Consider the following 24,221-nt stretch of genomic DNA (forward strand, 5'->3'; position numbering starts at 1 on the left):
TCGGGCGCTCACGGTCGAGGCGGGTGTGACATTCGATCTCACCGCGCCCGAGCCGCGCTGAAGCCGGGGAAACCCCGGACATCGAGGGGCCGAGCCCAGCCTTGGCCCGCGCCCCTGTGGCGATTTGCCTTGGAGTGACGTGCTGCGCCTACCGGCCGCGGCGGCTCGATGTCCGCCGCCGGGCCCGCCGCGCGCGGCGCCGCGCATCTCCGGGGCTCGCGAGAGCGCGTGAGTCGCGCCGGAAGGGCGGTTGGTACGTCCCCTGCTTGGTGAGTCGATGTCCCCTGCATCGCATGCGGACAGTACACCACGAAGGAGGACAACCCATGATTCGCAAGATGTTGGCTATGCTTCTGGTCTCCACGGTTCCCCTGGCGGCGGGCTGCTTCGTCGACGCGGACGACGACACGCCGGGCGACGGCGACGACAGCTGTATCACCGCGTGCTCGACCGAGCGCGACGACTGCATCTCCGCGTGCGATGACGACGGCGATTGCGTCTCGGCGTGCGAAGAGGATCACGACTGCGATTCTCTGTGCATCTGAGCGACGAGCGCGTCGAGGGCGCGGAGCGCGCCTTGATGGCCCGGAGCGCGCCGTGCTGACGCGCGGCGCGCTCCGCTGGAGTTCTGTCGGCGCGCGGCGCCGTGCGTAGGTGGCTGATGGCTGATGGCTCCCGCTTCCAGGCCGGATGGCCCGGAGGCGGGAGCGCTCCATTTCGGGGCCCGCGGGCCGGAGCTCGCGGTCGGCCGGGCGGCGTGCGCGGCTCAGCGCGGCCCGGGCAGGCGCCGCGAGAGCCACGCCGAGAGCGAGGGGCGCTTCCGGAGCGTGAGGCGCATCGGCTTGATCCCGGAGGCGAAGGCGGCCTCGGCGAGCGCGGGCAGGAGCGCCTCGTCGATGTTCTTGAGGGCGACCACGCGCTCTTCCCGCCGCTCGATCCAGACGAGCTCGCCGTCCTCGGCCTGCCCGAGGCGCGGCTCGCCCTCGTCGAGCGCGGCGCCGCCGTAGAGCTGCCACATCGCGGCCTCGACGCCCGCCGCGGCGCCCTCGTCGTCCCACGCGGACGACCACGCGGTGCCGGTCGCGCCCGTCTTCCGGTCGCGCACGAACAGGGCGCGATCGCCGTCCCAGGTCGCGGCGAGCGCGCGCATGTCCCCGAGCTCCAGCGCGCCGTCGAGCGGGCGCAGGAGCAGGTAGGAGAGCCACTCGCCGAGCGAGTCCCAGTCGAGCGCCTCCAGCCGATCGGCGAGCGCGGGCGGCACCTCCTCCAGCCCGACCCGCGCCACGGGATCCTGGCCGTCGAGGGTGAGGATCTGCTGGGTGGTCGCGGGGATGCGGTCGGAGAAGAGCGCGTCTTGCCGTGACCAGTCGAACGGGAAGGCCCGGTCGGGCGTGGGCGAAGCCGCGCTCGCGCCGGTCAGGTTGTGGGCGCAATACTCGAACCCGAACCCGTAGGCGAACGACGGATAGTCGACGAACAGGGCAGGCAGCTCGTTCTCCTCGAGGATCTGCTCCCCGGCGGCCTGGGCGGCGTCGATGATGACGGCCCAGTTGAGCCGGTCCAGATCGGCGTCGTTGGCCTCCTGCATGAGGAAGCGCACCTCGCCGAGCATCGCGTCGCCCTCGATGGCCGCCCTCAGCGCGAGGTGCGCGTCGCTCGTCAGCGAGGCGCTGAGGAGCGCTCCGACGTCGAAGTGCTGGTCCTGGAGCCCGTGGACGTACTCGTGGACGAGCACGTTGTCCTCCACCTCGCCGATGAGCGAGATCGCCTTGCTCTCGGTCGAGTACCAGGCGGCGAACACGTCCATCGACTGGCCGAAGGCGGCCTGAAGGTCGGTGTCCGGCGGGAAGAAGCCGAGTCGGCCGTAGGTGGCGGCGAGCGTGGCGAGCGCCTCGTCGTCGATCGCGTCCGCGGCCTGCTCCGCCTCGGCGTCGACCTCGGCCCGCGAGATGGTGCGGACCGGCACCTCGCGCTCGAACGACAGCTCGCGCACCTCTTCGGCGCGCGTGGCGAGCCAGGCGAAGCGGCTGGGCTCGGGGTCGCCCTCGTCGCCGCAGCCGGCGGCCGCGGGGAGGGACGACATCAAGAGGACGAGCGCTGGTTGTCTGAAGAATCGACGCATGGCCTTTCACCTCGCAGTCTCGCGTGGAGCCGGGGCCGTGGAGGCCACCGCTTTCGGCCTCCACGCTCTTGGCAAGCGGCGATCATCGCCCGAGCCGACGGCGCGTTCCAGCGCCGCGCCCGCATCGCACGATTCTCACGGGGGGCGCTCGCGCGCACGTCCGGGGTGCCGTGGCAGGGCGCGACCCGGGCCGCGCTGCGCCCCGGGCCGCCGCGTGGTCGCCGGCGGGCGCGCCGCGATCGCGGCCGGAGGCGGCAGCCTCGTTCAGGGGGCCAGCGCGGCTCAGGCCGTCTGGACGTAGTGGCGCGAGAGGAGATCGTTCTGGATCCAGAGCAGCTTGTTGAAGGCGCGCAGCGTGCGCACCTCGGTCTCCCGGTCCAGGCCGAGGGACAGGATCGTCTGGAGCAGGGCGTCGGAGACGAAGCCCATGAGCGCGTTGATCTGCACGAGCGGGACGACGATCTCTGGATTGCCGGCCTTGGCCGTGTGGATCCGCCCCACCATGTCGAGGTAGGCGACCATCTTCGGGTCGTACGGGTGGGTCACGAGCCGGACGAGGTAGTCGGCGAGGTGCTTCTTGCGGAACTGGATCTGCTCGTGGCTCAGGGTGAGCGACAGGAGGTCCGCCGGCCCTTGCCCCTCGTAGCCGTGCTGCTTCGGCACGAAGTGGCGCTTCGTGGCGTCGTAGAGGAACAGCTTCTCGTACACCGCGTCGACGAGCGCCTGGACCTTCGGGGCGAGGTGCAGCGCGGCGCCGTGGATCGCGGCGATGTCCGCCTCTCCAAAGCCGACGAACTCGATGAGATACCCGAAGCGAACTTCGAGATCCGACTCTAGCAGCTTCTCGTCGATGTGTTTCATGGCAACGGTGCTCCTCTCCGCCTTGCCGCGCGCGGCGTGCTGCGGGACAACGCTGGGCGACGACACCGGAGCAGCTGTCCGCTGTCAAGCCTTGACTGGCGGGCCGCCGCGGGCTCATCAGGACGTCGCGCGCTGCGCGCGCTGGATGCCGTCGCGTCGCGCGATCGAGCGCGGAGAGACGCGTGCGCCGCCGGATGCGCGGCGACGGCGGCGGAGATCACGAAGCGCGCAGCCGGGTAGGGGGAGCTCCGATCCGGAGTGCAGGCTGCGACCGATGGTCCGGCTGGCCTGGCGTCCTTATGGCCAGGTACCGCTGGGAGCGTGATCGGCTTCCCACCACAGGACAGCGGGAAGGAGGAGGCATGCAGAACACTGGACCGAGCGAGGATCCGAAGGGCGCGGGCCCGAAGCCGCCTTTCGAGGGCAAGAGCCAGGACCGGCCGGGCATCGAGGCCAAGATGGATCCGAGGCCCGATTACGGCGAGTCGTCGTACAAGGGCCTCGGCCGGCTGAAGGACCGCGTCGCGCTGATCACCGGCGGGGACAGCGGCATTGGCCGCGCCGTCGCGCTCGCGTTCGCCCGGGAGGGCGCCCACGTGGCGATCGCGTACCTGAGCGAGCACGAGGACGCGAAGGAGACCGTGCGGGTCGTCAAGGAGGCGGGGCGCGAGGCGATCACGATCCCCGGCGATCTGGCCGACGAGGCGCATTGCCGGAAGGTGATCGAGGAGACGGCGCGCAAGTTCGGGCGGATCGACATCCTGGTGAACAACGCGGCGGAGCAGGGCAAGTCCGCCGAGCGGTTCGAGGAGATCGACGCCGCGCGCGTCGAGCGCACCTTCCGCGTCAACATCATGGCGATGTTCCACCTCGTCCGGCACGCGCTGCCGCACATGAAGGAAGGGAGCGCGATCATCAACGTGGCCTCGATCCAGGCCTACCAGCCGAGCCCGAACATCCTCGACTATGCGTCGACCAAGGGGGCGATCGTCACCTTCAGCAAGGGTCTGGCGCAGGACCTCATCAAGCGCGGCATCCGGGTGAACACCGTCGCGCCCGGCCCGGTGTGGACGCCGCTCATCCAGCAGTCGTTCCCGGAGGAGAAGGTGGCCAGCTTCGGGAAAGACTCGCCGATGCAGCGGCCCGCGCAGCCGGCCGAGCTCGCTCCGGCGTTCGTGTTCCTGGCCTCGAACGAGGCCACCTACATCAACGGCGAGGTGCTCGGGGTCACGGGCGGCAAGCCGCTCGCCTAGCGCTGGCTCGGCCGATCAAGCTCGTCCTGGACCCGCAGGTGGGCTCGCCGAGCCGCCCGGCCCCGGCGAGGGTGTTCCTCGCCGGTGGCCTCCCGTGGACCCGCAACCAGGGGCGCCGGCGCTGCGCCGCGTCCGACGCTGGGCCGCTGTGACGGCGCGCTGGGGTGATCCGCACGCGCGGCATGCCTCGCGGGAGGCCGCGGCCAGCGGGACGACCCGCGGGGAGCGCGGTCCTCGTCCGGGAGGACGACGAGAGCCTCGTCGCCGGGCTCGACCCATGCCAATAGACGCCAGCCACCCGAAGAGAACGAGCATGAAGATCGCCAAATCGAAAGACGGCACGGGGCTAGCGTACGATGTCCATGGCAGCGGGCCCGCGCTCATTTACATCACTGGAGCCAGCTGCTTCCGCTCCTTCAAGCCCATCCTGCAAGATGCCAAGGAATTTGCCAAGGAGTTCACCGTCTACAACTACGATCGCCGAGGGCGCGGCGACAGCGGCGACACGCCGCCGTACTCGATAGAGCGCGAGGTCGAGGACATCGAGGCCATGATCGACGCAGCCGGCGGCAAGGCCAACCTGTATGGCCACTCCTCCGGTGCCGTGCTGGCCCTCGAGGCTGCCCTGCGCCTGGGCGACAAGGTCGACAAAGTGGCGATGTACGACCCTTCCTATGTGCACGACGAGGCAGAGAAGGTCACGTACGGTCGGCTGAGCCAAGAGGTGCAAAGGCTGCTCGATGGGGGCAACAACAAGGAGGCGATGCGCGCCTTCTTGAAGGGCATCGGCATGCCTGGCGTCTTCGTCTGGCTGCTGCCCCTGTTCCCTGGCTGGAAAACGATGGTCGCGCTCGCGCCGACCCTCGCGTACGACATCGCCTTGACCAGGGACCTCCCGCCGGTCGAGCGGGCCGCCCAGGTCGCCGTGCCGACGCAGATCATCGTCGGCGAAAAGAGCCCGGCCGGTATCCACGACGTCGCGCGCCAGCTGACGAAAGCGATCCCGAACGCGAGGTTCGAACGGCTCGCAGGCCAAGACCACATGGTCAGCGCGAAGGCTTTGCTGCCCGTGCTCTCGCGTTTTCTCAAGCGGTAATCCGGGGAGGGTCCCCATCGGCTCGCCGGCGGCGAGAGGGGGCCGGCCCGGGCTCGGGAGCGGGGCGGCTCAGCCCCTGACCCAGGCGTTGATTCGCTCTGCCCAGCCAGGGGGGCCATCGGGGGTGAGGACGAGCCGTCGATACGGCTCGCCCTCCAGCTCGATGGTCAGCGGATTGTCCTTGCGGCTCTGCAGCGTGTACCAGAACTCCTTACCGCGATCGGTATAATACGTCCCCGCCTTGATCACCCCGGGCAGCGACGTCCCCGGCGCGCGGATCTGCCGCCATGTGGCGGGCGGAAGCGCCGCTTCCGCCCGCACCACGTGCGCGCGGGGCACCACGATGGGAGCGAGCTTCACGGCCCAGAGCCGCTCGGCGCCCTCAAGGGTGAGGGTCAGTCGATCCTCTTCGATCCGTAGCTGCATCCCGGGAGTCTAGTTCAGCGGGAGGCGTCGGCGACCAGGTGTTCGACAGGGGGTCGTAGAGCTCGGCGGCGGCAGACGGAGCGGCGCCAGCCGGAGCGCCCCCGGCGGCGAGCACCCGCCCGTCGGCGAGCAAGGTCGCGGTGTGCGACGAGCGTTCCGAGGTCATCGTCGCGGCGGGGATCCACGCGTCGGTCGTCGGATCGTAGAGCTCTGCCGTGGCGACCCACTCGGCGCCGTCCGTGGCGCCGCCCGTGACCAGCACCCTGCCGTCGGCGAGCAAGGTCGCCGTGTGACCCGACCGCGGCCCGCTCATCGGAGCAGCGGGCAACCAGGCACCGAGCGCGGGATCATAGATGGCCTTGCCGCCCCGCGCGGTCGGCGCTCCTGGGGTGCAGCGCGCGTCGCGGGGATTCAGGAGATCGCGGCGGAATCGTGCCCGTCGGCTCGATCCGCCGCGCGGGCGGGCCGAAGGTGCTCTCGCCGCAGGCGCGTCCGGATCGTCACGGGCGCGACGGCCCGCGCGGCGCCGGCCGCTCGGGGGCCGCCTCGCGGGCGAGCGCCGCCTGGAAGCGCTCGGGATCGTCGTCGATCTGGATCATGTCGCCGGTCCGCGAAGCCTCCTTGCTCAGGGCGACGACGAGCTGCAGGAGCTTCGAGCCCACGAGGATCCGGACGCGGGAGATCGTCGCGCGGTTCGCGGCGAAGAACGCGGTCCACGCGTCGCTGACGCTCGGCGCCGCCACGGTCACCGCGCGGACGTCCACGAAGAGCGCGGCCGGTCCGAAGCGCGCGATCTCCTTGCGGATCTCGTCGAGCGGGAGCTCGCCGAGCTCACCGCCGTCGTGCCCCGCGATCGCGATCAGCATCACGCCCGGACGGAGCCGCCGGAACGTGTACGAGCAGCGGTCGTTCGCGAGCTGCACCGCGCCGTCCGCCAGCACCTCGCGCCGGATCGCCGCGCTCGCGGTCGCGCCGGCGACGCCCGCTGGCGCCGCCCCGGGGGCGACCGCGGGCTCGGCGATGCGCGCGGGCTGCTCCGCGGCGCGCGGAAGCCCCGGCTGCGAAGGCGCCCGCGCCGGCGCGGGCGCGGCGCTCGCGACCGCCTCCTCGAACCGCCGCGCGTCGGACTCGATCTGGATCAGCTCGCCCGTGCGCGAGAAGAGCTTGGCAACGTCCACCACGAGCTGGACGAACGGCGTGCCGACGAGGATCCGGACGCGCCGGAGCCGATCCCGGTTGGCGCTGAAGAAGCGCGTCCACGCGTCGCTCACGCGCTCCGCGGCGAAGGTGGCGTCGCGCGCGTCGACGTAGAGCTCGATCGGAGGATAGCGCGCGATCTCCGCCTGGAGCTCGTCGAGCGGCGCGTCCCCGAGGCCGCCGGTGTCGCGCCCGGCGATGGTCACGAGCACCGCGCCGGGGCGGAGCCGGCGGAAGACGAAGGAGCAGCCGTCCTTCGCGAGGCGGATCGAGCCGTCGCCCAGGATCTCACGGTGAATCATCGCTGTCCCGGTCCTCTCCGCCGGCGCGCGGCGCCGACGCTCACGGATCGTTGTCGCACGGCGCGCGCGCAGGTTCAACGAGGAGCGCCGGCGCTGGCTCCTCGGCCGCCGCCATCGCGCCGAAGGTCGTTGGAGAGCGGAAGTCGCCGCAGCTCGGCACCTTCAGGGGCGCATGGCTGAACACACCTCCGAAGGACAGGAGCGACCGCTCGCCGCCGCGCGGGATCTCCCGGAAGAGCGGCTGCACGTGGGGCCCCGAGATGGAGTACAGTCATGCCTCCAGTCCGTCGAGCGTTCCGACGTGAGCGCCCATCCTGCCGGGAGGTCTATCGATGAAGAAAACGTACGCAGGGAGCTGCCACTGTGGCGCGGTCCGCTTCGAGGCCGATATCGACCTGAGCGCCGGGACCAACAGGTGCAACTGCTCTATCTGCACCAAGACGAGGAACTGGAACGCGATCATCAAGCCGGACGCGTTCCGGTTGCTCGCGGGAGAGGACGCGCTGAGCGATTACCAGTTCGGCATGAAGGTCGGGCACCACCTGTTCTGCCGGCACTGCGGCGTGCGCTCGTTCGGGCGCGGGCACGTGAAGGAGATCGGCGGCGACTACGTGGCGGTTCAGCTCGCCTCGCTCGACGACGTCGATCCCGGGGAGCTCGTCGCCGCGCCGATCCGGTACGCCGACGGGCGCAACAACAACTGGCAAGCTCCACCGGAAGAGACGCGGCACCTGTGAACATCGCCGCCGCTCCCCGCGGTGGATGAGGTGGGCAGCCCGGCGGGGGGTGGTGCTCAAATTTGCCCGGAGAGAGTTCACATGAAGGCGGGAAGGCAGGAAGATCGTTGATCTTTTCTTCCCGCCATCCCGCCTTCATGCTCAATTTTGAGCACTGCCCGGCGAGGCATCCCGCGCCGCCAGCGCCCTTAAGGGCTCTTGAGCTGCGTCAGGTCGACGCGGACGCCCAGGTGGAGGAGCGCGTCCTCGGGGCGGGTGAAGGTGCTCACGGGCGTGACATACCCCCTCGAGAGCCGCCCTACCTGGAGCACCCCGATCGCGCTCCTCAGGATGACCGCCGCCCTCTTGAACCCCTGGAACAACCGCGCGTGCGCCTGCCCGAACGTCACCTCGAACCCATCGTCATTGCGCATCGGTGCGTCCCGGGCGTCCACGAGCAGGAGAGAGCGCGGTCGGGAGATGATCCGGATCGCCTGCTCGATGCGCCGGAAGCTCTGCTCGAGCTCCTCGATGCTCGGATAGGGCAGCGAAGACCGCCGGATGAACACGAGCTGCTGGGTCGGATCGTGATGGACCGCCGTGTACGGGTCCCGCTCGATCTCGCGCAATCCGTGGAGAGGCACGCGCAGATGTTAGGCGGATCGCCGCCCCACGTCGACCCCCGCGGCGCCGCGGCGGACGGCGGCGCCGCGGCGGCTCATCCACCCTCACAATCGGCGCCGCACTGCGCCCCTCCGCACGCCAACACCTCCGCTGCCGCCGGCGCGCCGCTCTCGTACAGCATCGCGCACAGCTCCCGGCACGCGGCGTCGCCCGCGGCGCACGTGTCGGTGCACGCGACGAGCGCTCGACACGACGGGTCGGCGGCGCACGCGTTCATCTCGGCGGCGCACCGCGCGTACCGGCAGGAATCGCACCGGGACAGCGCAGCGCGCGACGGGCACTGCACGGCGCACCGCTCCGCCGCACAGCCGCCTTCGAGCGAGACGCCGGAGATGCCCTCCCGGTGCGCGGTCATGCACGTCTGCTGGCAGGGCTCCTCTCCCGGAGCGCACCCGAGGAGGCAGTTGGCCAGGGCGGCGCACTCCGCGCTCCGCTGGCACGCGCAATAGCGCTCCTGGCAGCGGAGCGCGAGGCACGTCGTGCAGGGATCGCCGAGCGAGGCGCACGCGTACTCCGCCTCTCCGCCCGCCCCGCCGCCGGTCGCCGCGGAGCTCGCCCCGCCGGTTCCCCCGGCGCCGCCCGCTCCCCCCGCGCCGGCGCCGCCCGACCCGCTCGCTCCGGCGCCGCCCGCGCCGCCGGATCCGCCCGTCCGGGGGCTGTCCGGCGCCGAGCTGCAGGCCGCTGCGAGGAGCGCCACAACAGCACACGTCTTCCAGGAAGAACAGGTCATGGTCGACGCTACCCCGAAGATCGCCGGCAGCTCAAGGTGGGGTGACGGGCCCGCGTGCTACCGTGGCCCCACAAGGAACCTCCACGATGGCCCCCCTCCTCGATCGAGACCTGGAGCGCTACGTCCACGACCACACCGAGCCGCCTCCCGCGCTCCTCGACGAGCTGCGCGAGCACACCCTCGCCAGCGAGCCGCGCGCAGGCATGCAGGTGGGGCGCGTCGAGGGCGCCCTGCTCAAGCTGCTCTGCGCCCTCATGCAGGCGCGCCGCGTCCTCGAGATCGGCACCTTCACCGGCTACTCGGCCCTCAGCATGGCCGAGGCGCTCCCGCCCGACGGTGAGCTCATCACCTGCGACCGCGACCCCGACGTGACCCGCGTCGCCAGGTCGTTCTTCGACCGCAGCGAGCACGGCAAGAAGATCCGGATCGCGCTCGGCGACGCGCTCGAGACGATCCGCGCCCTGCCGGCGAGCCCGGCGTTCGATCTCGTGTTCATCGACGCCGACAAGGAGCGGTATTCGGCCTACTTCGAGGAGGCCCTCCCGCGCGTCCGCCGCGGCGGGCTGATCGTCGCCGACAACACCCTCTGGGGCGGCGAGGTCGTCGCCCCGGTGACCGCGGACGGCCGCGCCATCGCCGCCTTCAACGACCTCGTGGCCCGCGATCCCCGGGTCGAGAAGGTCATGCTCTCGGTGCGCGACGGGGTGACGCTCGCGCGCAAGCGCTGAGGAGAACCGAGGGGACCGCCCCGCCCGCAGGCCGCCGCGCGCTTTCGAAATCCCTCCGTGATTTCCAGCGCGCGGCGCTAGAGTCCAGCCAGCATGCTGCTCGCCATCGACGTCGGGAACACGAACATCAGCTTCGGGGTGCTGGAGGGCGAGGCGCTGCGGCACCACCTCCGCTGCGAGAGCGCGCGCTCGCGCACCGCGGACGAGTACGCGGTGCTCGTCCGGCAGATGCTCGACCTCCGCCGCGTCGACCTCGCCCGCATCGACAGCGCGATCATCGCGAGCGTCGTGCCGACGCTGACCGACACGATGGTGGGGCTCGTCGAGCGGGCCTTCGGCATCGAGCCGCTCGTCGTGGGCCCGGGCATCAAGACCGGCATGGCCATCCTCTACGAGAACCCGCGCGAGGTCGGCGCCGACCGGATCGTCAACGCGGTCGCGGCGCACGAGTGGATGAAGCGGACCGAGCCCGCGCCGTCGCCCGAGCCCGCCCGGGGCGATCACGCCGCCTCCGGCGTCATCGTCGTCGACTTCGGCACGGCGACCACGTTCGACTGCGTGACCCCGAAGGGCGAGTACCTGGGCGGCGTCATCGCGCCGGGCATCCAGATCAGCGCCGAGGCGCTCTTCTCCCGCGCCGCGCGGCTGTCCCGCGTGGAGATCGCGCTCCCGCCCCGGGTCGTCGGCCGCAACCCCGTCCACTCGATGCAGTCGGGCATCGTGTACGGCTACGCGGGGCTCGTCGACGGGCTCGTGAACCGCCTCCGGCGGGAGCTCGGCTACCCGTGCCGGGTCATCGCCACGGGCGGCCTGGCGCGGCTCATCGCGCCGCAGACCGAGACCATCGAGGTGGTCGACGACGACCTGACGCTCACCGGACTTCGCCTCATCTACGAGCGGAACGCCGAGCGCGGCGGCGGGCCGTCCCCGCACCCGACCGCGGCGGGCGGAGGCGGCCAGGGTTGACGGCGCCCGCGCCCGGCCGCGCTCCTCGGCCCGCGGGCGCGCCCGCGCTCGCCCCCGCCGCGGCGCCCGCGCCCGGCCGCGCTTCTCGTCCCGCGCGCGCGCTCGCCCTCGCCGCGGCGCCCGCGGCGCTCGCCCTCGCGCTCCTCCTCGCCGTCCTGCTCGGCGCCGAGCCCGTCTCGGTCGAGCGCGCCCTCGCGGGTCCGGGCCTCGACCGGACGCTCCTCCTCGACGTGCGCCTGCCGCGCGTGCTCCTCGCGGCCATCTCCGGCGCCGGCCTCGCGGCCGTGGGCGCCGCGTTCCAGGCGCTGCTCCGCAACCCGCTCGCCGAGCCGTACGTGCTCGGCGTCTCCGGCGGCTCCGCGCTCGGCGCCGCGCTCGCGATCGCGCTCGGCGTCGGCTCGGCGACCGTCCTCGGCGCCACGCTCCTGCCCGCGGCGGCGCTCGCCGGCGGCCTCGCCGCGACGGTGCTCGTCTACGCCATCGCCCGCGGCGCGGCCGAGGGCACCTCCGGCGCCTCGATGCTCCTCGCCGGCGTGATCGTGAACTCCATCGCCGCCGGCCTCATCACGTTCCTCAAGACGATCGTCTCCCCCTCGCGCTCCCAGCAGCTGCTCCGGTGGCTCATCGGCTTCGTCGAGCTGCCCACGGCCTCGGTCCTCCTCGGCGTCGCCGCCTACGTCGCCGTCGGCTGCGCGGTGCTCCTCGCCGACGCCGCGCGCCTGAACCTCCTCTCGCTCGGCGACGAGTCGGCCGGGACCCTGGGCGTCGACGTGCGCGCCGTCGAGCGCCGGATCTTCTTCGCGTCCTCGTGCGTGGTCGGCGCGATCGTCAGCCGGACCGGCCTCATCGGCTTCGTCGGGCTCATCGTCCCGCACGCGGTCCGCCGGCTGGCCGGCGCGGATCACCGGCGGCTGCTGCCGCTGTCGCTGGTCGCCGGCGCGGTGCTGCTCACGACGTGCGACCTCCTCGCGCGCCTCTCGTTCCGGTGGCTCGGCACGGAGCCGCCCGTCGGCGCGGTGACCGCGGTCCTCGGCGGGCCGCTGTTCCTCGCGCTCCTCCGGCGCTCGCCGCGCCTGTGAGGGCGGCGCGCCGGGCCGCCGCGGTCGCGCGCTCGGCCGCCGTGGTCGCGCGCTCGGCCGCCGCGGGCGCGTCAGGCCATGCCGAGGAGCTTGTTCATGCTGGCCTCGTCGGCCGGCGTGAACGGGTAGCGATCGAACTCGGCGCTCGTGACCCACCGGAACGCGTTCACCGCCAGCGAGGCGAGCTCGCCGCTCTTGATGTGACACTCGTAGAGGTACAGGTCGACGATGTAGCGCTCGTACGGGTGGCTCACGAACGAGATCAGCTGGCCCACCTCGATCTCGACGCCGAGCCGGTGCCGGACCTCGCGCTTCAGCGCGGCCGCGTCGGTCTCGGACTCTTCCACGCGCCCGCCGGGGAACTCCCAGAGCATCGGCAGCACGGCGGTCGGGCGGCGCTGGGTGATGAGGTATCGGCCGTCCTGTTCGATCACGGCGGCGACCACGCGGATGGTGCGGACCATTTCCATGGCGAGTGCCTCAGGGATGCCCAGCGTACGACGGGGCGTGGGGTTGTGCGAGCGGGACGGGCGTGTCCTGGGAGCTCGGGCCGCGTGGCCTCACACGCCCACGCGGAACAGCTGCTGGCCCATGAGCAGGATGTCGCCCCCGGAGATCTCGGTCTCGCCGAGGACGCGGAGGAAGGTGCCGTTCGAGCTGCCGAGGTCCGTGAGGAACAGCCGGCCGCCCTGGAGCGAGATCTGGCAGTGGAGCCCGGAGACGTAGCCGTCCTCGGGGAAGAGGATGTCGCCGCGCTCGCGCCCGAGGTGCAGGCCGGTGTCGGGGACGGGGAACGCGTTGCCGGTCGCGTCCCTGCCGATGATCAGCGCCAGGCGCGCGACGTAGCCCTTCGAGGGGCTGCCGAGCCGCTCGACCCCGTCGGGCGTCGCGGGCGCGGGGGTGAGCGACTCGACGCGGACGATCTCCTGGCCGATGCGGAAGACGTCGCCGTTCTCGAGCTGCACCGGCGAGTCCCTGCGCAGCCTGCGGTAGACGCCGTTGAGCGAGCTCTCGTCCTTGACGAAGAGGCGCCCGCCCTTGATCGAGAACGTCGCGTGGCGCGGGGAGAGGTAGCTGTCGCCGCCGAAGATCGCGCCCGCGTCGCGCCCCACGGTCGTGGGGTTCGCGGGCAGGGTGTACGAGCCGGCCTCGGTGCCGTCGGCCCGGAGCGCGGTCAGCACGACGTTCGCGGCGCCCGACGTGGACACGACCGGCGCGGGCGGCTGCACCGAGGCGCCCGCCGGCTTGACGAGCTTGAAGCCGCAGAGCGCGCAGAACTTGTTCGACGGCGGGTTGGGCTCCTGGCACTGCGGGCAGACGACCGTCCCCGCGCCGGCCGACGCCGCGGGCGAAGCCGGCTGCGCGGCGGCGGCCGCGGCCTTCCTGCCCGTGCCGGTGTCCTCGCCGCGGACCGGCGTGGCGAACGCCGCCGGATCGATGAGCGCGGGCGGCGGGGGCGCGACCGCGGGGCCCTTCTGGGCGCCGGTGCCGATGGCGGTCGGCTCATCGCCGTAGGGCTGGTTCGACCGCGAGGCCGCCGGCACGCCGTGGGGCGGGGTGCCCGCCGCGAACTTCTTCGGCGCAACGTCGCGAGGCAACTCGGCGCCGCAGCCGAGGCAGAACTTGTAATGGTCCTGATTTTCCTTGGAGCACTTCGGACAGGTGATCACCAGGCCTCCTCACAACGAGCGACCGGACAGGGTCTCAAGGCGAACGGCGGCGGGAGCATATTCGCCGCGGCCGCCCTCTGTCGACAGTCTGTCGCTCCTTCATGCGCGGGCGGCTGGCGGCGCGCGCGGGCCGCGGGCGGCTGGGCCCGGCGGGGCCGCCGGCGGCGTGCGCGGGCGGCTGGGCCCGGCGGGGCCGCCGGCTCGCCTCGCCGGCGGCGCGCCCCTGCGCGGCGCTCACTTGGACAGGAGCGCGAGCGCGTCGCGCACGAGATCCCCGAGCGGGGCGCTGTCGACGCGCGCGCCGAGGGCGGCGACGGCCCGTTCGGCCTCGGCCGGCCGGTAGCCCATGCGGGTGAGCGCGCTGTGCAGGAGGTCCTGCTTCGCGCCGGCGGCCGCGGGCGGCGGCGCCGCGGCGGAGGGCGCGGCCGAGGGGAGGTTGACGAGCTTGTCCTTCAGCTCGAGGACGAGCCGCTCGGCGGTCTTCTTGCCGACGCCGGGGATGGCGGTGAGGCGCGCGGTCTCCCGGCGGGCGATGACCGCGGCGAGCTCCCCCGCGCCGAGCGCGCTGAGGATGGCGACCGCGATCTTCGGGCCGATGCTGGAGATGCCGATGAGCACGCGGAACGCCGCCCGGTCCTCGCGGGTCGCGAAGCCGTAGAGGAGGAGCGCGTCCTCGCGCACGTGGGTGTGGACGAACAGGGTGATCGCGTCCGAGCCGGACGGCGCGGCGAGGCCGCGCGCGCGCCCCACGGCGCCGAGCGGGACCGTCACCTCGTAGCCGACCCCGGCGACGTCGAGCACCACCGTGCCCTCGTCGCCCTCTTCCACGACGTGGCCGGAGAGCCGGCCGATCAATTGACCTTGGCCCCTTGCTGGATCCACCGGCGGATGGCGTCGCGCTCCGCCGCGGGCAGGGTGTCGCCGGTGTAGGGCATCGGGGCGCCGCACTGGTCGGGGACGCACTCGAGGTCCCCGCAGCTCAGGGTGTTGTCGAGCTTGTGCATGAGGAAGCTGTTCGCGGGGTCGCCGGCCGCGATCCGCGGCATCCCGGACGGCGCGCGCGACGCGACGCCGACGTTCTGGGCCACGATCGCGTCGATCTGCGCCGGCGTGGCCTGCTCGCTCACCGCCGGGCCGAGGTAGGCGAACCCGGCCGAGCCGGCCTCGGCGCCGTGGCAGGTCGAGCTGAACGAGCAGGACCGCTGGAAGACGGGGAGGACGTCGGTCGCGAAGCTCACCTCGGGGGTCGCCCCGTCGAACTTGCTGTAGTCGAAGCACGCGGTCTCCGCGGGCCCCGGGCCGTCGTCGCCGCCGCACGCGGCGCTCGCCGCCGCGATCAGGAAAATCAAGAAGAATTTCCGCACGTTCACCCCTCGCAGCTCGATCCTCGGGGCGCGACCCTAGCAGAACTGCGCGCGCTCCGTAACGCGCGACGTCGCGCCGCGCGTTACGGAGCACGCGTCGCCCGGGCGCGGCGGGCGGGGCCCGTCGAGGCGGCCGCGCGCCGCGCGGAGATCGCCGTGCGTTTGGCCGGCCGGCGCGGCGGCGGGTAGGCTGGGCGCTGCATGAGGATTGGCCTGGGCATCGGCTCGATGGGGCTCGCGCTCGCCGCGCTCGCCGCCGGGTGCGGCGGGGGGCGGGACGTGGTCGAACAGCAGCTCGCCGAGCTGCGCGCGGAGCTCGTCCGGGTGCGCGCGGACAACGCCGTGCTCGCGGACCGGGTGGGCTCGCTGGAGCGCGCGCGGGTCGCCCCGCGCGTCGCCGCGCGCCCGGACGAGGCCGAGCCGCGCGCCGCCTCCCCGGAGGAGGTGGACAGGCCCGACCTCGAGGTCGTGCGGCTCGCGCCGGAGGACGACGGCGCGCGGCCGCCGGTGCTCCGCTCGACCGCGAACGGCGTCGTGATCGACGAGCCGCCGGGCGGCTCGCCGCCGCCGAGCCCGCCACCCTCCACCCCGTCGAGGCGCAAGCGATGAAGTTCCACCCGAAGGCAACGCTGGTCCCGGTCTCCCTGGCGCTCGCCGCGGCGGCGCCGCTGGCGCTCGCCCAGGAGCAGGGGGGCGAGGAGGGCGCCGGGCCGGGCGTCACCGTGGTCCAGCTCCCGCCGGCCCAGCCGACCGTCGAGACGCAGGTCGTGGTGCCGGGCTACCCGCAGCCGGGGTTCGATCCGAACGCCCACCTGCCCTCGAGCTCGCGCGGCACCACGGACACGTCGCGCGCGTCGGACGGCTTCGATCTGGGCCGCCGCAGCGAGGGCCCCGCCTCGGTGCGGGGCGGCGCGAACGGGAGCTACGTCGTCGAGGGGCAGTTCGTGCCCGAGTCGCACTCGGTGCGGCGCGGCGACACGCTCTGGGACATCTCGGGCAGGTACTACACGAACCCCTACGCCTGGCCGCAGGTCTGGGCGCTGAACCCGCAGCTCCAGAACCCGCACTGGATCTACCCGGGCGACCGGATCCGGCTCCGCGACCCGAACGAGGCCCCGACCCGCGGCAGCATCGGCCTCGGCTTGACCAAGGCGGGCCGCGGGGGGCGGGTGCCGGCGAAGACGATCTTCCTGCGCGACCTCGGCTGGGTCGACGACGTGAAGAAGGACACGTGGGGGGAGCTCGTCGCCAGCCCCGACGACCAGATGCTCCTCAGCGAGGGCGACGACGTCTACCTCCGCCTCTCGGACGACCACGAGGTCGCGATCGGCCAGGAGCTCACGATCTTCCGCGAGATCAAGAAGGTGAAGAGCGGCGGCGACGACAAGGGCGAGCTCGTGACCGTGCGCGGCACCGCGCGCGTCGATCGCTACAACCCGAAGACGCACATGGTGCGCGCGCGGCTCATCGAGTCGCTCGACGTTGTCGAGCGCGGGGACCGGGTCGGCTCGGTGGCGCGCCGCTTCGACGTGGTGCCGCCGGCGAGCGCCGACGCGGACCTCGAGGCGCGGATCATCGCGGCGATCTACCCCTACCAGCTGTTCGGGCAGCACCAGGTGGTGTTCATCGACAAGGGCGAGAAGGACGGGGTGAAGCCGGGGCAGCGCTTCTTCGCGGTCCGGCGCGGCGACCGCTGGGTGCAGCAGCTCGGGGGCGCCGGCAAGCTGGCGACGCTCCGGCCGCGGGTGCAGGACGAGCGGCCGGCGCAGGTCGACGCGCCGAAGTTCGGCTTCGACGAGGAGCTGCTCCCGGACGAGACCTACGCCGAGCTGCGCGTGCTCAACGTGCGCGAGCGCACGGCCGCGGCGCTCGTGACGAGCGCGATGTACGAGGTCGAGCGGGACGCGGTGCTCGTCTCGCGCAAGGGCCTCTGACCGCCGCGGCGCGGGGCCTGGCGAGGTCGGGCCGCCGCGCCGCCGTCGCCTGCGTGGGGGAGCGAACCGCGGCGGTGCGCGGCGGCACATTCGGGGCGTCGCCGCGCTGCGGCTCGCGACCCGGACGGCGGGGTCGAGGGCCGCGCTGACCGCGACGAAAAGCGCCATCGCGGAAATGTACGGCGACGCGCCGACGCGTGTACGTGGAGGCGTGGAGGGCGAGGAAGGCGCGGAGTCGGAATGTGCATCGACGCGCGGGCGTCGGCGCAATGTCTCCACGAGGGGGGCGCGGTCGCGGTATGATGTTCCGTCTATCATGCGTCGCCGCGCAGAAGCCCAGTCCGAGCTGAAGGGCGTGGATGGAGAGCCTGCCACGCAGCGCTCGTTCGAGAGCGCGTCGGATCGCTGCGCCCCGAAGAGCGGCTCGCTGTCCGAGGTGCTCGGCGACGGCGCGGTGCGGGCCCCCCGATCGAGCGGCGCGCCCCCGAGCCTCGCCGGCACGGCGCCGGAGGCGCGCGGCCACGCGCTGCGCGAGCGCGGCAACCTGCTGCTCCGGCGCAACGACTGCGCGAGCGCCGCGCGCGATTACGACGAGGCGCTCGCGCTGTTCCAGGCCGCCGGCGACGGGCTCGGCCAGGCCCAGGTGCTCATGGACCGGGGCGCGCTGCGCCTGCGGGAGGGCGTCCCCGTGCAGGCGGTGCGCGACTACGACGAGGCGCTCGCGCTGTTCCAGGCCGCGGGCGACCGCGCGGGGGAGGGGGAGGCGCTGCGGGCGCGGGGCTTCGCGCGCGCCGAGGAGGGCGATCTCGGCGGCGCGGTCTGCGACTACGATCTGGCCATCCAGCTCTTCCTGCAGCTCGGCGATCGCGAGCCGCTCAAGCCGCGCGCCGGCTCGCGCGCGGCCGCCCCCGACGCCGACGGCGCGGGGCCCACGGAGTCGCCCCGCGCCCGCCCGCACGGCGCGGCGCACGCGCGGGCGCTCAAGTCGCGCGGCGATCTGCGCGTCCGCCTCCGCAACCTGCCGGGCGCGGCGCGCGACTACAGCACCGCGCTCGCGCTGTTCCAGGGCGCGGGGGATCGGAGCGGGCAGGCCAGCGTGCTGAAGGCGCGCGGCGACATGCGGCTCGGCCAGGACAACATGACGGGCGCGGCGCGCGACTACGACTGGGCGCTCACGCTGTACCAGGCCACCGAGGACCACCTCGGCCATGCCGGCGTGCTCAAGGCGCGCGGCGATCTGCGGACCCGGCAGGAGGACCTCGCGGGCGCCGAGCGGGATTACGATCAGGCGCTCGAGCTGTTCACGGCGACGCGCGACGTGCTGGGGCAGGCCGCCGTGCTGAAGGCGCGCGGGGACATGCGCTCGCTGCAGGAGGACCTCGTGGACGCGGTGCGCGACTACGACCGGGCGCTCGCGCTGTTCCGCACCGGCTTCGAGCGCCGCGGCCAGGCCGCGACGCTCAAGGCGCGGGGCGATCTCCGCCGCAAGCAGTTCGAGCTGGTGGCCGAGCTCGTGGGCGTCGCGGCGGCCGACGCGTCGGATCTGGAGGACGCGCTCTCGGACTACGAGCAGGCGCTCGCGCTGTTCGAGGTGCTCGAGGACGGCGCGGGGCAGGCGGGGGTGCTCCGGGCGCGCGGCGATCTCTCGCGCATCCAGGGGGATCTCGGCGCGGCGTTGGCGCTGTACCTGAGCGCGAAGCGGCTCCTGGACGTCTCGGGCAACGCCGCGGAGCTCTCCGCGACGCTCGCCGAGATCGCCCGGACGCACGCGCTCGCGGGCCGCGCGGCCGAGGCCCGCGCCGCGGCCGAGCAGGCGCTCGCGCGCGCCGATCGCGCGACGAGCCCCGAGGTCCGCGAGCTGGCGGAGGCGGTCCTCTCCGGCCGGATCACGGCGCGCCCGGAGGAGGGCGCCGCGCGCGACTCCCGGGTGCCCATCAGCCCCGGGCGCCTCGAGCGAGAGAGGTTCTGAGGGACGGATCGCGGCGGGCAAGTCAAGGAAGGACCCGAGGTCGTCGGACGAGGGGGGCTGCGACGACACGGAGCCCTTCCGAGGCGTGGGCGGTTGTCAGAGCGCCAGGTGCTCCGGCAACGGGCCGATGCTGCTGCGCTCCCGCATCGGCGCTGCCCAGTTTACCCGTTCACGGCGAAACCTTCGCGCCGGAGCGCTTCATGCCGCTCGCGCCCACCTGGAAGGTGTGTCTCCACGGTCGCCCGCGCTTCAGGGTGCTTCTTGGCCACAAATCGAGAGGCTGAGAGGAGATCTTCCACGGTACGGCAGATGATGCGCGTCCGGCAGGTGCCAGTCGCCGACGCCTGAGGCAAACGTGAGATGAGGATGTTGGGGCCCATCCAGTGGCTTACCAGCATGTCCGAAGCCTCCTCGAGGATGGGGAGAGCGAGCGCCTGCGCGAGCGCGGGACCCTCGTCCGCCACGAAGAAAGTCGCAGCATACTCGCGCATCTCTCGTCGTACATCGTCCTCGAGCGCGATGCGTTCCAGGAACGTCAGCGCCGATGCAGACAGCAGGTCAACACGGTCCAGTGACGGAATGTACCAGAACATCCACCCTGCTTCGCTCATGTAGAGGTCTCCCTCCATCGTGTGTAAGCCTACGTGGACCAGCAGATTGTCGGTGAGTGTCAGGCGCGCCATCGGCCATTTTAATGAGATTAGCGCAGAGTCGTCTGCGGGCTCTTCCTCGGTGGGAGAGTCGAGGCCGAGGCATACGAGCTGAAACAATCCGAGGGCGAGAGACGGCGTCTTGGGATGTGCGCCTCGACGTACCAGACCGCCGAAGTCTTCCTCCAGCTCGAACACCTTGTCGAACCACGGAGCTCCTCGGCGATCAAGCTCCTCCGCGAGCCTCTCGAAGCTGCACGTCCTCGAGGCGTCCCGAAAAACCCGCTCCCGCGTGAAGAATGAACGCACGCGGCCGGAAAGCGGTCCGCAGAAGGCATCCAGCGATGGTCGATCTTGGTTCATATCTCCCTCTCTAGGAGTGGCGCCTCCAGCCTTTGTCTGAGAGTGACCAGGTCCCCAAGTTGTTCGTCCCGGATACCGCAGCGTTGGGTGGTTTGTTGCTCGAATTCCTATGGAAGCTCTCGTTCGGCTGAGAGAATCGTTCGAGCGAACCGACGCCCCTTCTGTTCTGATATCCCGGAGCGAGCACCCTGGTGGGCGGCATCATTCCAGCGAGCGCGAAGAGCCTGGGGACCGTCTGTGAGCAGTTCGGGCATGCTGCGCGAGCCACGTCGGATTTCTCGTGCTTCGATGAGATGCCGTTCTCTTCGTCTATCTCTCGCATGGCGGATCGCAGGTTCTTCTTCCAACCCTCAGCGCCGGGCTCACATTTCTTGGGTTTGTTTCTCTCCTCCCAGTCCCTGATGTGTGCCGAGAGCGCAGCTGGCTCGGCGCAGTTCCATGGCGCTGTCGGGTCATCGGGATCGCGAGCTGGCGTCGGAGGTAACGCCGCCAGGACTGCCTTGTGCAGATCACTTGGGCCTCTGTCTTGGCTCGCGCCGGTCACGGTCGTGCCATCCTTTCTGCGGATCGTGCAAACGACCGGATCCTTCTTGAGCCCATCGAAATCGATGGTCTCGGGCAGCCATGCATCTGCATAGGCATACGCCTTGAGGCTCCCCTCGAGCCCGATCGGCTCCGGGCTCAGGTACGTGCCCGTCTCCGGGTCGTAGTACCTGTGCCCGTTGTAGTAGAGCCCGGTCTCCTCGTCGGCGTACTGTCCCGGAAATCTGAGCGGCGTGAGCGCCGCATGCTCCGCCGGCACTTCGCCGTAGAGCCCCGCCCCGAGCTCCGCCGCCACGCTGCCGTCCCCCTCGACCAGCGCCTCCGGAAACCCGTTCGCCCCGTGGACGAAGTGCCGGAGCGCCCCCGCCGCGCCGTCCCGCTGCGCGAGCGGCAGCGCGCTCTCCGGCAGCGTGACGTAGCTGCGCTCCTCGACGATGCCCGCGCCCGCGCCGTCCGGCCGCTCGAGGCGCTCGTGCACCAGCGCGTCGCCGCGCCACGCGTAGCGCGTCACGCTCTCCACCTCTCCCATCGGCGCCACGCGCTTCTCGATCCTGCGGCCGAACGCGTCGTACGCGAACGCGATCGTGCGCCCCTCCGGCGTCCGTACCTCCATCAGCCGTCCGTCGCCGCTCCATGCATAGGCCCACACGCGCTCGCGTTCCTGCTCGCCGGCGGCGTCCGATCGGGTCACGCGCTTCCGCACCACGTCGCCCCGCTCGCCGTGCTCGTACCGCACGGTCTCTCGTCCCGCCGCGCGCGCCGTCAACCGCCCCCCCGGCCCATACGTCCGCCGCTCGTCTGCGCGCTCCAGGTCGCCCGCCGCCGTGAACCGGAACCGCTCCGCCGCCTTGCCTGCCCTGCGCCGCTCGACGACGCGGCCGTTCGCGTCGCGGAGCATCTCCCCCGTCGCGCCGCCGCGGTCCTGAGCCGCGCGCAGCAGCCCCGCGGGCGACCACGCGTACGTCCTGCGCCACGTCTCGGGCGACACGAGCGGCCCGACCCACGGCGGCTCGCCGGGCCGGATCCGCGGCGTGGCGGGCTTGCCGAGCACGCTCTGGCGCGCGAGCAGCCGGTCGGCGTTCACCTCGGTCGCGATCTTGCCGCCGCCGGGCAGGACCCGCTCGACCTCGAAGCCCCGCGCATCGTAGGCGAGCCGCAGCGGCTCGCGCTGGTCGCCCACCAGCGCGGCGACGGGCCGCCCCACGAGGTCGCGCTGCACGGTCAGCTCGCCGCCCGGCCCGCGCACGCCGGTGACCTTGCCCATCGCGTCGTAGGTCCACGCGAACGCCGCGAGCTCCTCGCCGCCCCGCCTCGTCACCTCCGTGAGCACCCGCCCGCGCCGATCGTAGGAGTACACGCACTCCACATCGCCGCTCGCGGCGCGCTCGAGCCTGCCGAGCGGATCGTAGTCGAACACGTCCTCGCGGCCGTCGGAGGTGGCGCGCTTGACGAGCCTCCCGACGGCGTCGTACTCGAAATCGACCGTGGCGGGGCCGCACCGCATCTGCGCGATCCTGCCCTGCAGGTCGAGCCGGTAAGCGATCTCCCGGCCGTCGAAGGTCCGCTCGCCGGTGATGCGCCCCTCGCCGTCGCGCTGGATCCGGTGCTCGTCGCCCGCCTCGTTGACGATGCGCACCAGGTCTTGCTCGCGGTCGTAGCGGTAGAGCACCCTGGTTCCGTCGGGCCGTACGAGCTCGGTGACGACATGGAACCCGCCCCAGCGCAGCGTCGTGGCGCGCCCGTCGGCGTCGGTGATCTTCGCCAGATTGCCATCGGCGTCGAAGTCGTGGCGCGTCACCGCGCCGTCGGGCCCGAACACGGCGCAGAGCCGGCCGCACGCGTCGTAGGCATAGCGCGTCTCGTGGCCGGCCTCGTCGGTGAAGCCCACGACGCGGCCGAGGAAATCGTAGCGGATGCGCCGCTCGGCGCCATCGGGCTCGACCACGCGTACGCGGTTCGCGAGCGCGTCGACCTCCATGCGCGTCTCGCCGCCGTTTGGCAGGGTGGCGCCGACGAGCAGGCCGCGGCTGTCGTACGCGAAGCCCACCACGAAGCCCGCGCCGTCGTGGACGGCGACGACGCTGCCGCGCGCGTCGCGCTCGTAGCGCGCGGTGCCGCCGAGCGCGTCGGTCACGGCCGAGACGAAGCCGCGCGCGTCGTGCTCGACGTGGGTCGTGTTGCCCATCGGGTCGACTTCGGCCAGGAGCCGCCCGGCGGCGTCCCGCTCCCAGCGGAACACCTGCCCCAGCGCGTCTTCGTACTCGAGCAGCGCGCCCGCGCCGTCGTAGCGGAACGTGTGCACGCCGCTGCCGCCGCCCCAGACCATCCTGTCGAGCTTGCCGAAGACGTTGCCGTCGATGCGCCGGACGGCGCGCGACGTGATCACCTCGGTGAGCGCGCCGTCATGGCGATCGATCTTGACGTGCAGGAACCCCCTCGCCGGCGACCCGTCGCGCAAGACCGCCGGCACCTCCTCGTCGAGCGCGTCGTTGCCGTCGCGATGGCACCATGCCTCGACGCATCGCCCGTCCTTGTAGCGGAACTCCGCGACGAGCCCGCCCGGCTCCTCGCGCCGCAGCAGGCGGTGGTCCTCGTCGTAGGCGAAGCGGTGCGCGTGCCCCGCGGCGTCCTCGGCCGCGACGAGGTCTCCGCGCGCGTCGAACGCGTAGCGCCGCCGCGCTTCCCAGCGCCCTTGCGCCGTGGCGTTCTTGACCTCGAAGGCGGCGATGCGGCCGTCCTTGTGCCGCCGCGCGCGCACGACGCGGCCCACGCTGTCGATCACGTGCGCGAGCCGGCCGTCCTCGTACGACAGCTCGATCAGGTTGTCGTGCAGATCGACGATCCGGCTCAGCAGCCACCGGCTGCCCCGCGCTTCGGCGAGGAGGTACGCCAGCCCGCCCGCGGCGAGCGCGTAGCCCCACGGATACCGGGTCAGCACGCCGCACGGCAGCCGCGCCGACTCGCCCGGATCGAGCTTTCTCGGCAGCTCCGTCGGCGCCGCGTGCGGCTCGAGCACCCGCAGCCCACGGCGCCGTTCCTCGACCTGCCAGGCCAGGGAGTGCGTCCAGCCAAAGCCGAGGCCGACGTCCTCCTCGACGAGCGCGGAGCTGTAGCTCCGCCTGACCACGAGCGGGATCGCGCCGGGCAGCGCCAGGTCGACGTCCGCGACCGTGTAGACGCGCCCGGTGATCGGATCGACCGGATCGCCGGCGTGCGTGCCGCCTCCGCTGCCATGCGCGGGGTTGGGGCAGCCGCCCCCGCTGCCCGGTCCGCAGCTCCCCGCGTCCTTGCCGCCGCCGCGCGCGTCGCTCCCGCCGTTCTTGCCGCTGCCGCCCTGCCCATCGCCGCGGCCGTTGCCCCCGCGGCCGTTGCCGCCGCCGCCGGCCCCGCCGCCGCCCAGGATGAAGACGCCGGGGTTCATGCCGGGGATGACCATCGCGTTCGGAAAAGGGGCTGTGCGCGCCATGCGGGCATGCTCGGCGACAGGCGCGCCGACCGCAATCTGCGCGCAGCTCCTCCACGGTCCTCAGCGGCGGTTCCGCAGCGCGTCCCCCCACGCGGCGCTGCA

At 72.6% G+C, this 24,221-nt stretch carries 24 protein-coding genes; 10 read left to right on the plus strand and 14 right to left on the minus strand.

Features of this window, described 5'->3' with window-relative positions:
• Window positions 1–338: 338 nt before the first annotated feature.
• A complete protein-coding gene (locus WME98_RS26195; protein WP_437953782.1) occupies window positions 339–545 on the plus strand; it encodes a hypothetical protein in 207 nt (68 codons plus the stop codon).
• A gap of 221 nt (window positions 546–766) precedes the next feature.
• On the opposite strand, the gene WME98_RS26200 is transcribed toward WME98_RS26195, so the two are convergent.
• Together WME98_RS26200 and WME98_RS26205 are read right to left on the minus strand one after the other, a co-directional pair.
• A complete protein-coding gene (locus WME98_RS26200) occupies window positions 767–2,122 on the minus strand; it encodes a hypothetical protein (RefSeq protein WP_437953783.1) in 1,356 nt (451 codons plus the stop codon).
• Between the two features lie 282 nt (window positions 2,123–2,404).
• Window positions 2,405–2,983, minus strand: coding sequence for a protoglobin family protein (locus WME98_RS26205; RefSeq protein ID WP_061622186.1), 579 nt, complete (start codon window positions 2,981–2,983; stop codon window positions 2,405–2,407).
• Window positions 2,984–3,345: 362 nt separating this feature from the next.
• On the opposite strand from WME98_RS26205, the gene WME98_RS26210 reads away from it, so the two are divergent.
• On the plus strand, window positions 3,346–4,236 hold the full coding sequence (locus WME98_RS26210; RefSeq protein WP_061622187.1) for an SDR family oxidoreductase: 891 nt from the start codon (window positions 3,346–3,348) through the stop codon (window positions 4,234–4,236).
• A gap of 313 nt (window positions 4,237–4,549) precedes the next feature.
• A complete protein-coding gene (locus tag WME98_RS26215) occupies window positions 4,550–5,332 on the plus strand; it encodes an alpha/beta fold hydrolase (protein WP_437953784.1) in 783 nt (260 codons plus the stop codon).
• A 69-nt stretch (window positions 5,333–5,401) separates the two neighbouring features.
• On the opposite strand, the gene WME98_RS26220 is transcribed toward WME98_RS26215, so the two are convergent.
• The 4 genes from WME98_RS26220 to WME98_RS26235 all read right to left on the minus strand — a co-directional run bounded on the left by WME98_RS26220 (window position 5,402) and on the right by WME98_RS26235 (window position 7,504).
• Window positions 5,402–5,758, minus strand: a complete 357-nt coding sequence (locus WME98_RS26220) for a hypothetical protein (RefSeq protein WP_061622189.1) — start codon at window positions 5,756–5,758, stop codon at window positions 5,402–5,404.
• Entirely contained in the window at window positions 5,715–6,071 is a 357-nt protein-coding gene (locus tag WME98_RS26225; protein WP_437953785.1) for a kelch repeat-containing protein, read from the minus strand. Before WME98_RS26225 ends, WME98_RS26220 begins: the two co-directional genes overlap by 44 nt.
• A 187-nt stretch (window positions 6,072–6,258) precedes the next feature.
• The gene (locus WME98_RS26230; protein ID WP_437953786.1) at window positions 6,259–7,257 is read right to left on the minus strand and encodes a hypothetical protein; all 999 of its coding nucleotides are present in this window, start codon (window positions 7,255–7,257) and stop codon (window positions 6,259–6,261) included.
• Between the two features lie 40 nt (window positions 7,258–7,297).
• Window positions 7,298–7,504: a hypothetical protein gene (locus WME98_RS26235; RefSeq protein ID WP_437953787.1), complete on the minus strand. Its 207-nt coding sequence runs from the start codon at window positions 7,502–7,504 to the stop codon at window positions 7,298–7,300.
• Window positions 7,505–7,589: 85 nt separating this feature from the next.
• Here WME98_RS26235 and WME98_RS26240 point away from each other — a divergent pair, with 85 nt between their 5' ends.
• Window positions 7,590–7,994 carry a GFA family protein gene (locus tag WME98_RS26240; RefSeq protein ID WP_437953788.1) on the plus strand — a complete coding sequence of 135 codons (405 nt, stop codon included), beginning with the start codon at window positions 7,590–7,592 and terminating at the stop codon, window positions 7,992–7,994.
• A 188-nt stretch (window positions 7,995–8,182) separates the two neighbouring features.
• Here WME98_RS26240 and WME98_RS26245 read toward each other — a convergent pair whose 3' ends face one another.
• Together WME98_RS26245 and WME98_RS26250 are read right to left on the minus strand one after the other, a co-directional pair.
• A complete protein-coding gene (locus WME98_RS26245) occupies window positions 8,183–8,617 on the minus strand; it encodes a hypothetical protein (protein WP_437953789.1) in 435 nt (144 codons plus the stop codon).
• 74 nt (window positions 8,618–8,691) lie between these two features.
• On the minus strand, window positions 8,692–9,387 hold the full coding sequence (locus WME98_RS26250; RefSeq protein ID WP_437953790.1) for a hypothetical protein: 696 nt from the start codon (window positions 9,385–9,387) through the stop codon (window positions 8,692–8,694).
• Window positions 9,388–9,473: 86 nt separating this feature from the next.
• Here WME98_RS26250 and WME98_RS26255 point away from each other — a divergent pair, with 86 nt between their 5' ends.
• The 3 genes from WME98_RS26255 to WME98_RS26265 all read left to right on the plus strand — a co-directional run bounded on the left by WME98_RS26255 (window position 9,474) and on the right by WME98_RS26265 (window position 12,160).
• Complete coding sequence (locus WME98_RS26255) at window positions 9,474–10,115, plus strand: O-methyltransferase (protein WP_437953791.1); 642 nt, start codon at window positions 9,474–9,476, stop codon at window positions 10,113–10,115.
• A gap of 93 nt (window positions 10,116–10,208) precedes the next feature.
• Window positions 10,209–11,081 carry a type III pantothenate kinase gene (locus tag WME98_RS26260; protein WP_437953792.1) on the plus strand — a complete coding sequence of 291 codons (873 nt, stop codon included), beginning with the start codon at window positions 10,209–10,211 and terminating at the stop codon, window positions 11,079–11,081.
• The gene (locus WME98_RS26265) at window positions 11,078–12,160 is read left to right on the plus strand and encodes a FecCD family ABC transporter permease (RefSeq protein ID WP_437953793.1); all 1,083 of its coding nucleotides are present in this window, start codon (window positions 11,078–11,080) and stop codon (window positions 12,158–12,160) included. Before WME98_RS26260 ends, WME98_RS26265 begins: the two co-directional genes overlap by 4 nt.
• 71 nt (window positions 12,161–12,231) lie before the next feature.
• On the opposite strand, the gene WME98_RS26270 is transcribed toward WME98_RS26265, so the two are convergent.
• The 4 genes from WME98_RS26270 to WME98_RS26285 all read right to left on the minus strand — a co-directional run bounded on the left by WME98_RS26270 (window position 12,232) and on the right by WME98_RS26285 (window position 15,200).
• Window positions 12,232–12,630, minus strand: a complete 399-nt coding sequence (locus tag WME98_RS26270) for a (deoxy)nucleoside triphosphate pyrophosphohydrolase (protein WP_437317705.1) — start codon at window positions 12,628–12,630, stop codon at window positions 12,232–12,234.
• Between the two features lie 90 nt (window positions 12,631–12,720).
• Window positions 12,721–13,830, minus strand: a complete 1,110-nt coding sequence (locus WME98_RS26275) for an FHA domain-containing protein (RefSeq protein ID WP_437953794.1) — start codon at window positions 13,828–13,830, stop codon at window positions 12,721–12,723.
• A 234-nt stretch (window positions 13,831–14,064) separates the two neighbouring features.
• Entirely contained in the window at window positions 14,065–14,685 is a 621-nt protein-coding gene (gene ruvA, locus WME98_RS26280; RefSeq protein ID WP_061627722.1) for a Holliday junction branch migration protein RuvA, read from the minus strand.
• Window positions 14,682–15,200, minus strand: coding sequence for a hypothetical protein (locus WME98_RS26285; protein WP_437953795.1), 519 nt, complete (start codon window positions 15,198–15,200; stop codon window positions 14,682–14,684). The genes ruvA and WME98_RS26285 overlap by 4 nt, the downstream gene beginning before the upstream one ends.
• Window positions 15,201–15,395: 195 nt before the next feature.
• Here WME98_RS26285 and WME98_RS26290 point away from each other — a divergent pair, with 195 nt between their 5' ends.
• The 3 genes from WME98_RS26290 to WME98_RS26300 all read left to right on the plus strand — a co-directional run bounded on the left by WME98_RS26290 (window position 15,396) and on the right by WME98_RS26300 (window position 19,097).
• A complete protein-coding gene (locus WME98_RS26290) occupies window positions 15,396–15,803 on the plus strand; it encodes a hypothetical protein (protein ID WP_437953796.1) in 408 nt (135 codons plus the stop codon).
• Entirely contained in the window at window positions 15,800–17,128 is a 1,329-nt protein-coding gene (locus WME98_RS26295; RefSeq protein WP_437953797.1) for a LysM peptidoglycan-binding domain-containing protein, read from the plus strand. Before WME98_RS26290 ends, WME98_RS26295 begins: the two co-directional genes overlap by 4 nt.
• 316 nt (window positions 17,129–17,444) lie before the next feature.
• Window positions 17,445–19,097, plus strand: a complete 1,653-nt coding sequence (locus WME98_RS26300; protein WP_437953798.1) for a tetratricopeptide repeat protein — start codon at window positions 17,445–17,447, stop codon at window positions 19,095–19,097.
• Between the two features lie 161 nt (window positions 19,098–19,258).
• On the opposite strand, the gene WME98_RS26305 is transcribed toward WME98_RS26300, so the two are convergent.
• A complete protein-coding gene (locus WME98_RS26305) occupies window positions 19,259–20,110 on the minus strand; it encodes a hypothetical protein (RefSeq protein WP_437953799.1) in 852 nt (283 codons plus the stop codon).
• A gap of 10 nt (window positions 20,111–20,120) precedes the next feature.
• On the minus strand, window positions 20,121–24,119 hold the full coding sequence (locus WME98_RS26310) for an RHS repeat-associated core domain-containing protein (RefSeq protein ID WP_437953800.1): 3,999 nt from the start codon (window positions 24,117–24,119) through the stop codon (window positions 20,121–20,123).
• Between the last annotated feature and the right edge of the window lie 102 nt (window positions 24,120–24,221).

This window comes from Sorangium sp. So ce296, from assembly GCF_051529605.1.
GTDB lineage: Bacteria > Myxococcota_A > Polyangia > Polyangiales > Polyangiaceae > Sorangium > Sorangium cellulosum_D.